General features: G+C 74.6%; 9 protein-coding genes. 3 read left to right on the top strand and 6 right to left on the bottom strand.

Annotated elements, in window-relative coordinates:
• The 3 genes from ACW0Q9_RS27695 to ACW0Q9_RS27685 all read right to left on the bottom strand — a co-directional run.
• On the bottom strand, positions 1-469 hold a 469-nt coding region (locus ACW0Q9_RS27695; RefSeq protein WP_456186235.1), incomplete at its 3' end, for a LacI family DNA-binding transcriptional regulator.
• A gap of 87 nt (positions 470-556) precedes the next feature.
• The gene (locus ACW0Q9_RS27690) at positions 557-1,444 is read right to left on the bottom strand and encodes a helix-turn-helix domain-containing protein (protein WP_456186233.1); all 888 of its coding nucleotides are present in this window, start codon (positions 1,442-1,444) and stop codon (positions 557-559) included.
• Positions 1,445-1,559: 115 nt separating this feature from the next.
• Complete coding sequence (locus ACW0Q9_RS27685; protein ID WP_456186231.1) at positions 1,560-1,814, bottom strand: DUF397 domain-containing protein; 255 nt, start codon at positions 1,812-1,814, stop codon at positions 1,560-1,562.
• 253 nt (positions 1,815-2,067) lie between these two features.
• Between ACW0Q9_RS27685 and ACW0Q9_RS27680 the strand changes: the two genes are divergently transcribed.
• The gene (locus ACW0Q9_RS27680; protein WP_456186229.1) at positions 2,068-2,703 is read left to right on the top strand and encodes a GGDEF domain-containing protein; all 636 of its coding nucleotides are present in this window, start codon (positions 2,068-2,070) and stop codon (positions 2,701-2,703) included.
• 13 nt (positions 2,704-2,716) lie between these two features.
• On the opposite strand, the gene ACW0Q9_RS27675 is transcribed toward ACW0Q9_RS27680, so the two are convergent.
• Together ACW0Q9_RS27675 and ACW0Q9_RS27670 are read right to left on the bottom strand one after the other, a co-directional pair.
• Complete coding sequence (locus ACW0Q9_RS27675) at positions 2,717-3,721, bottom strand: phosphotransferase enzyme family protein (RefSeq protein ID WP_456186227.1); 1,005 nt, start codon at positions 3,719-3,721, stop codon at positions 2,717-2,719.
• A 10-nt stretch (positions 3,722-3,731) separates the two neighbouring features.
• The gene (locus ACW0Q9_RS27670; RefSeq protein ID WP_456186225.1) at positions 3,732-4,226 is read right to left on the bottom strand and encodes a type II toxin-antitoxin system PemK/MazF family toxin; all 495 of its coding nucleotides are present in this window, start codon (positions 4,224-4,226) and stop codon (positions 3,732-3,734) included.
• A 128-nt stretch (positions 4,227-4,354) separates the two neighbouring features.
• On the opposite strand from ACW0Q9_RS27670, the gene ACW0Q9_RS27665 reads away from it, so the two are divergent.
• Both ACW0Q9_RS27665 and ACW0Q9_RS27660 read left to right on the top strand, forming a co-directional pair.
• The gene (locus tag ACW0Q9_RS27665) at positions 4,355-5,377 is read left to right on the top strand and encodes a DUF3800 domain-containing protein (RefSeq protein WP_456186223.1); all 1,023 of its coding nucleotides are present in this window, start codon (positions 4,355-4,357) and stop codon (positions 5,375-5,377) included.
• Positions 5,378-5,485: 108 nt separating this feature from the next.
• The gene (locus ACW0Q9_RS27660; protein WP_456186221.1) at positions 5,486-6,118 is read left to right on the top strand and encodes a carboxymuconolactone decarboxylase family protein; all 633 of its coding nucleotides are present in this window, start codon (positions 5,486-5,488) and stop codon (positions 6,116-6,118) included.
• A gap of 66 nt (positions 6,119-6,184) precedes the next feature.
• Here ACW0Q9_RS27660 and ACW0Q9_RS27655 read toward each other — a convergent pair.
• Positions 6,185-7,015 (bottom strand): helix-turn-helix transcriptional regulator (locus ACW0Q9_RS27655; RefSeq protein ID WP_456186219.1); only part of this gene is annotated, 831 nt, incomplete at its 5' end.

Raw genomic sequence — 7,015 nt, 5'->3', positions numbered from 1 at the left:
TCGTCCCGTCCCGGGCCACCGCGGCGTTGTCGGCCAGGTGCAGCCCGCGGTCGCGGATCGCTCCGAGCACGTGCTCCTCGTCGCCGACGCAGTAGACGCAGAAGCCGTCGACCGCGGCGTTGTCGACGGCGGCCCGCGCCCGGTCGCGGTCGCGGGGCAGCGGCACCAGCAGCAGGCTTGCGCCGTGCTGCTCGGCCACCTGGCCGACCCCGGCGAGGAAGCGCACCGCGAACGGGTCGGTGAACGCGTAGGAGAGCTCGGAGGTGAACAGGACGCCGATCGCGCCGACGAAGCCGCGGCGCAGCGACCGGGCGGTCGGATCGGGGCCCGGATAGCCGAGGCGGCGCGCAGCGTCCAGGATCTTGGCCCGCAGCGCTGCGGAGAGCTGGTCCGGCCGGCTGTAGGCGTTGGAGACGGTGCTGCGGGAGACGCCCACCGCGTTCGCCACGTCCTGCAGGGTCGGCTTCACCGGTCTGCCCTTCTGAATCGATCCAGAACTGTATCGATTCAGAAGCTACTCCGCCGATCGGCGGACGTCAACGGGAAACCGGAGCGGTCAGGCCGGGTAGAGCTCGTCGCGGATCCGGGCCAGCAGCTCCGGGGTGCGCTCCGGCGGCGCGGCCTCCCCGCAGAGCCGCTCCATGGCCCCCGCGTAGTGGTCGAGGTCGTCGCGCTTGTCGAGGTAGACGGCGCTGGTCAACTGCTCGATGTAGACGATGTCGGGCAGGCCCTGGTCACCGAAGCGGAGGATGCTGAAGGCGCCGCTGGCGGCGGCGTGCCCGCCGGCGGCGAACGGGACGATCTGGAGCTGCACGTGCGGCGCTGCCGTCGCCTCGATCAGCGCGTCCATCTGCGCCCGCATCACGGCGGGACCGCCGACGGGCCGGCGCAGGACCGCCTCGTCGAGCACCGCCCAGAGCTGCGGCGGGTCGCTGCGGCGCAGCAGTTCCTGGCGTTCCATCCGCAGGCTCACCCGCCGGTCGACCTCCGCCGCCGGCGCGCCGCGGTGACCGAGCAGGATCACCGCCCGGGCGTACGCGGGAGTCTGCAGCAGGCCCGGGACGAACTGCACCTCGTACGTGCGGATCAGCGCTGCGGCGGCCTCCAGCCCCAGGTAGGACTGGAACCAGGCGGGCAGCACGTCACCGTAGCGGTGCCACCAGCCGGGGCTGTTGGCGTCCCGGGCGAGCGTGAGCAGCGCGGCCCGCTCGTCCGGCGCGGTGACGCCGTAGAGGGTGAGCAGGTCGGCGACGTCGCGCTCCTTGAAGCCGACCCGGCCCAGCTCCATCCGGCTGATCTTGGACTCGGAGGAGCGGATCTCCCAGCCGGCGCTCTCCCGGCTCACCCCGGCCCGCTCGCGGAGCCGGCGCAGCTGCGCCCCGAGCAGCATGCGCAGCACGGTCGGACCGCTGGTCGGGCCTCCCTCGACGGGCACCGTCGTCACCTGGCCGCCCTCCGCACGCCGACTGTCCTGACCGGACGCCCCAGCCCGGCCGAGGAGTAAGCATGCCATGGACCGACAGTGATATGTACTCCTCCGGACGGTGGATCCGGTCCCGTCAGCGGGACGGCGAGCGGGCGATCAGGTGGTCGAAGTCGCCGTCGCGCGCGCCGAGCACGAACGCGGCGATCTCGTCGACCGTGTAGATGAGCGCCGGCCCCTCCGGATGCCGGGAGTTGCGCACCGCGATGCCGCCGCCGTCGGGCAGCTCGGCCAGCTCCACACAGTTGCCGCTCGGGTTGCTGCGCCGGCTCTTCAGCCACCGCACCGGCGGCAGCTCGGTGGTGGGTACGCCGTTCGAGGGCTGCTGCATGGGGGGTCCTTCGCGGGAAGAGCCAGCCGATGCCGCGGGGAGGGGCGGTGGGTGGCGACGGGGTGCTGTCGACTGTAGACGGAGATGCACGTGCATCTGCTATTGCATCTGCAATGGACAGCGAGCATGATATCGCACGTGCGGTGTACCCGGACGTTCACGCTCGGTTACCCGGATTCCGGTTGCGACCAGGGGGAACAGGCCCGGCCCGGCGCCGTCCGGCGAGGCCGGGGACTGCGGTGAGGGAGGGCGCGTGCCGGATCCGATGACCGTCGCCTCCGGCATCTCCGCAGCGGGCGCCCTGGTCTCCGCCTGGCAACTGCGCCGCCGGGCACTGCGCGCCGAGGCCGAGATCGAGCTGCTCCAGGCCGAGCTGGCGGCCGAGCGGCACGCCGCCAGCCACGACCCGCTCACCGGGCTGCCCAACCGCCGGGCCTTCTTCCGACTGGCCGCCACCCTGCTCACCGACGCCGCCGGCAAGCCGCTGGTGGCGATCGTGCTGGACCTCGACGGCTTCAAGCAGGTCAACGACCGCTACGGGCACGCCGCGGGCGACCAGGTGCTGGTCAGCGTGGCGCAGCGGCTGGCCGCGTTCGCCGGGGACAACCTGGTCGCCCGGCTCGGCGGCGACGAGTTCGCCGGCCTGCTGGTCAGTCCGACGGTGGACCGGCGCTGGATCGAGCACGCGACCCGCCGGCTCTGCGAGGCGCTCGCCGCGCCGATCCCGCTGGGCGCCCGCAGCGTGCGGGTGACCGCCTCGGTCGGGCTCGCCCCCGTGTACGGCCCGACCCAGCTCACCGACGCGCTGTGCCGGGCCGACGCGGCGATGTACCAGGCCAAGACGGTCGGCGCCGCCCGCGCCGCCCGCCAGCTCGTCGCCGAGTGCTGACCCGGAACGGCGCTCAGTCCGGCCGGCGGTCGAGGTCGCGCAACGCCTCCCCGGCCAGGCTGACCAGCCCCGAGGGGGACAGCAGCCCGGCGGCGATCCGCAGCGCCCGGACCCGCTGCGCCTCCGGGCGGTCCGGGTCGGCCGCCTCCGCCGACCAGCTCCACATGTCGTCCAGCGCCCGCACCCCCAGGTGGTACGCCAGCCGCACCGGGTCCGGCGTCACCGGGCCGTAGCCGGCCCGGAAGGCGGCCTCGTCCACCCGGCCGCCGGGCGCGAAGGCAGGCCCGCCGCCGAGAACCATCATGAGGTCCCGCTCCCGCGGGGCGAGCACCGCGTCGTCCCAGTCGATCAGCCAGACCTGCCCGTCCGGGCCGAGCAGAAGGTTGCCCAGGTGCGGGTCGCCGTGGCAGAGCACCAGCTCGGCCGGCCGGTCCCGCAGCCGCGCGCCGAGGCGGTCGACGGCGTCGAGCAGCCGCGCCAGGTCCCCGGCGGCCGCCCGCCAGCCCTCGGCCGCCTCCCGGGTCCACCGGTCGGCGTCGTCGGGCACGGCCCGCAGCCGGCGGTCGGTCTCGCGTACCGCCGCGCCGACGGTGGCGTGGGTGTGGTCCTCCCGGGGCAGCCCGGCCAGCTCGCCGGTCACCGGGGTCGCGTGCACGGCGGCCAGCACCGCGCCGTACCCGCGCCAGTGGGCCGGGCGGATCCCGCCGGCCGGCGCCGGGGAGTCGGAGACCCAGGGCACCACGGTGAGCCGGCGCCCGTCGTGCACGGCCGCGAGCCGGCCGTTGCGGGTGGCCAGCGGCGCCGGCACGCCGGGTACGCCCCGCCGGGCGAGCTCGGCGGCCACCGCAGTCCCGGCCGGGGTGCCCCCGCCGGTGAGCTTGACCGCGTACGCGTGGCCGTCCCGCGCGGTGGCCCGCCACAGCGCGGCGGCCGGATCGGCGCCGAGGTCCACCGGCGTGGCGGTGACCAGGGTCAGCCCGAAGTCCTCGGCGAGCCGGGCCGCGAGCAGGCGGTCCACTCCGGCGCCGTCAGCGCCAGCCGTAGCCGGTGCGCAGCGCCTGGCCCACCCGGTCGAACCGGCGCCGGTCCAGCACCGCGCCCTCGCGGCGGATGCTGTCCTCGCGCATGGTGAGCACCCGGTCCAGCCGGACCCAGCTCGGCCGCTGGTCCCGGTCCCACTCCCCCGGGCCCAGCGCCAACCAGTGTCGCTGGCCGTCGCGGTCGCTCTGGCTGGACAGCATCAGCCCGAACAGCGTGCGGCTCTGCCGGCCGACCACCAGCACCGGGCGGTCCTTGCCCTGGCGGGGGTCGTCCTCGTAGGGCACCCAGGTCCAGACGATCTCTCCCGGGTCCGCCTGCCCGTCCAGCTCCGGCGCGTACGCCAGCTCGCGCCGCTGCAGCGCGGAGACCTGGCGGCGCCGGGCGACCTGGGCCGGGATCGGCCCGGCGGTACGGGTGGGGGCGGTCGCGCCCCCGGTGATCCGCCCGAGCCGGGACGCCACGTTCCTCAACAGACCTGCCACGGCGGGCAGCCTATCCCGGCCCCACTCCGGCGCGCGGCGGGGAACGCCCTGAGCCGTCACGGCCGCTCAATTGAGTTGTTCGATGGTGCTGCACGGGTGACCATGGTCGGCATGCTGGGGGATCGAGTGTGAGAACGCCGCTTCAGGGCGGGCTCCCGCCGATCGGCGCGGTGGTCGGCGCCGTTGTCGAGATCGCCTGTGACGAGTCCGGCTTCTCGGGCACCAATCTGCTCCACTCGGCCGCCCCGGTGATCACGCACGCAAGTGTCGACCTGAGCGTGGACGAGGCCGTCGGGCTGGTCACGGCGCTGCGGTCCGGGTTTCGGTTCTCGCCGCACGAGTTCAAGTCCGGGCAGTTCCTCCGCGGCCCGGGCGCGGCCGAGGCGCTGGGGTGGTTCCTGGGGGCGCTGAAGGGCCGCGCGTCCGTTCACCTGGTCGACAAGGAGTTCTTCCTCGTCACCCGGATCGTCGACCTGCTGCTGACCGAGCCGTCGTACGCGGCCGGTACCCGCCTGACGCAGGACCACCGTCCGCCCGCTCTCGCCCTGTACCGGGCCAGGCGCTCGGCCGGAAGCGACTGGGGTGTCTTCCTGGCAGCCTTCGTCGACCTGGTCCGGACCAGACGGCGGCGTCCGGATCACCGGGCCGTGCAGCGGTTCTTCGAGGCCCGGGATGCGCTGGTGGGGACCGGCCTCGGCACGCAGGCCGCCGCCGTCCTCAACGCGCTCAGCCCGACCCGGGTGCGGACTGTGGTGACCAGGCTCGACAACGACGACCGGTCGATCCCGCCACCGCTGGAACCGTTGCTGCCGGCGCTGGGGGACACGGTCCTGTCGTGGAGCGGCGGAGAGCGGCGGGTGCTGGTGACCCACGACGAGCAGAGCGCCCTCACGGCCGACCGGTTAACCCGTCTTCAGCGGGCCCTGGCCAGCCACGGCGGACCGCCGGCGGCGGACGCCGACAGGGCCGGGGCGTTGCCGGGCGGAGTATCGCCCCTGGCCGGGCTCGTGATGGTCGACTCCCGCGATGACCCACGGGTCCAGGTCGCCGACCTCCTCGCGGGGGTGGCGCGCAGGTCGCCGGGGATCGTCGACGACGCCCTGCTTCAGCCGCTGCTGTCCCCGACGTCGCTGCGCGACCCCGAGGGGTGACGCTCGGCGCCATCCGGACCCGGCCGGGAAACGACGGGAGAACAAGGTGACATCCGAACTGTCGTTGATCGGTCTCTGGGCGATCGTCGGGTGCCGCACACTGACCCGATGAACCGTCCGGCCGCATTCCTCGCCGATCCGCCGCAGAGCCCGGCGGTGGCTGCCGCCTACGAGGGCGATCTCACCTCCGACGGCTACGTCAACAACCTCACCCGGGTCTGGTGCTGGCGGGCTGACGTGCTGGCGTCCTTCCAGGCCCTGCGTGGTGATCTCCTGGCCGGTTCCGGCCTGTCCGCGAGGGAGGTGGCCGTGATGGTCGCCGCCACCGCCGCGGCCCGCGACGACGCCTACTGCGCGCTGGCCTGGGGTGCCAGGCTGGCCGAACTCAGTGACGAGGCGACCGCCGCGCGGGTGCTGCGGGGCGTGGAGAGCGACCTGTCCGAGCGGGAGAACGCGCTGGCCGCCTGGTCCCGTCAGGTCGTCCAGGATCCGAATGCCACGACCGAGGCCCACGTGGAGCGCCTGCGCGACGCGGGTCTCAACGACAAGGAGATCTTCGAGGCGACGACCTGGATCGCGTTCCGGCTGGCGTTCTCCACCGTCAACGACGCGCTGGGAGCACGCCCGGATCCGCAGCTTGCCGAGAAGGCGCCTCGACTCGTCCGTGAAGCCGTCACCTTCGGCCGCCAGGCCGACGGGCACACCTCCTCGGCCGTCACCAACAGCGCCGGTTCGGACTGACGCACCGAGGCCGCCGGCCGGCCCGGTGGTGGATGACCCGGCCTGGTCGGGAGCGGGACAAAGACATCAACTGGACGGCGGGCGGGCACGGCCCGGCCCGGTTCCTGGTGACCGTGTCCCGGGCCGGCCTGGTCCCGCCGAAGCCGCCTGGAACAGCGCGGCTGTCGACCTGAGATGGGCGGCCAGCTCCGCCGGGCCGCGGACCGTGAACGGCAGCCCGATCGACGCCAGCCGGAGCGCATGCCATTCGGGGGTGTCCGGCGGCGCCTGCCACCGGCAGCTGCCGTCCGGCTGGTCGGTCAGGGTGCCCGGCGGCGGCCCGCCGAGGCGGTCCACCACCTGGACGGCCGGTGCGTGGAACACGACGTCGGCCGGGCAGGTCGGGGCCATCTGCCTGGTCCGTTCGGCGACGAAGGCGGCGACGTCCCCGCCGGGCACGTCCCTCGTGACCGCCCGGGCACCGGTCGCGGCGACCTTCGTGACCCGGTCCAGTCGGAAGGTCCGCCAGTCGTCGCGGTCGAGGTCGAAGGCGAGCAGGTACCAGCGCCGCCCGGCCGTCAACATGGCCCGCGGCTCGACGTGCCGGCCCTCGTCGCGGTACCGGAACCGCAGCCGCTCGTGGTTGGCGATCGTCGCGGCGGTGACGACCAGCGTGTCGGGGTCCACCGGCTCCGCGCCCAGGGAGAACGGGTGCGCCACGGTGGCGGAGGTCAGGGTGTCGACCCTGCGCCGCAGCCGGGCCGGCAGGACCTGGAGCAGCTTGCCCATCGCGCGCACCGCTGCCTCGTCCACCCCGGCCACCGGCTGCGCCGCCGCCGCGCGCAGCCCGATGGCCACGGCGACCGCCTCGTCGTCCTCCAGCAGCAGCGGCGGCATCGCCGCGCCGGCCGTCAACCG

It is taken from the genome of Micromonospora sp. I033 (genome assembly GCF_053890995.1).
Note: the sequence above shows the minus strand (reverse complement) of the source record. Positions and strands in the feature narration are given on the sequence as shown.

Coding starts and splice junctions, on each gene's coding strand:
- ACW0Q9_RS27660 (WP_456186221.1), top strand. CDS start 5,486: ATGAACCGTCCGGCCGCATTCCTCGCCGATCCGCCGCAGAGCCCGGCG.
- ACW0Q9_RS27685 (WP_456186231.1), bottom strand. CDS start 1,814: ATGCAGCAGCCCTCGAACGGCGTACCCACCACCGAGCTGCCGCCGGTG.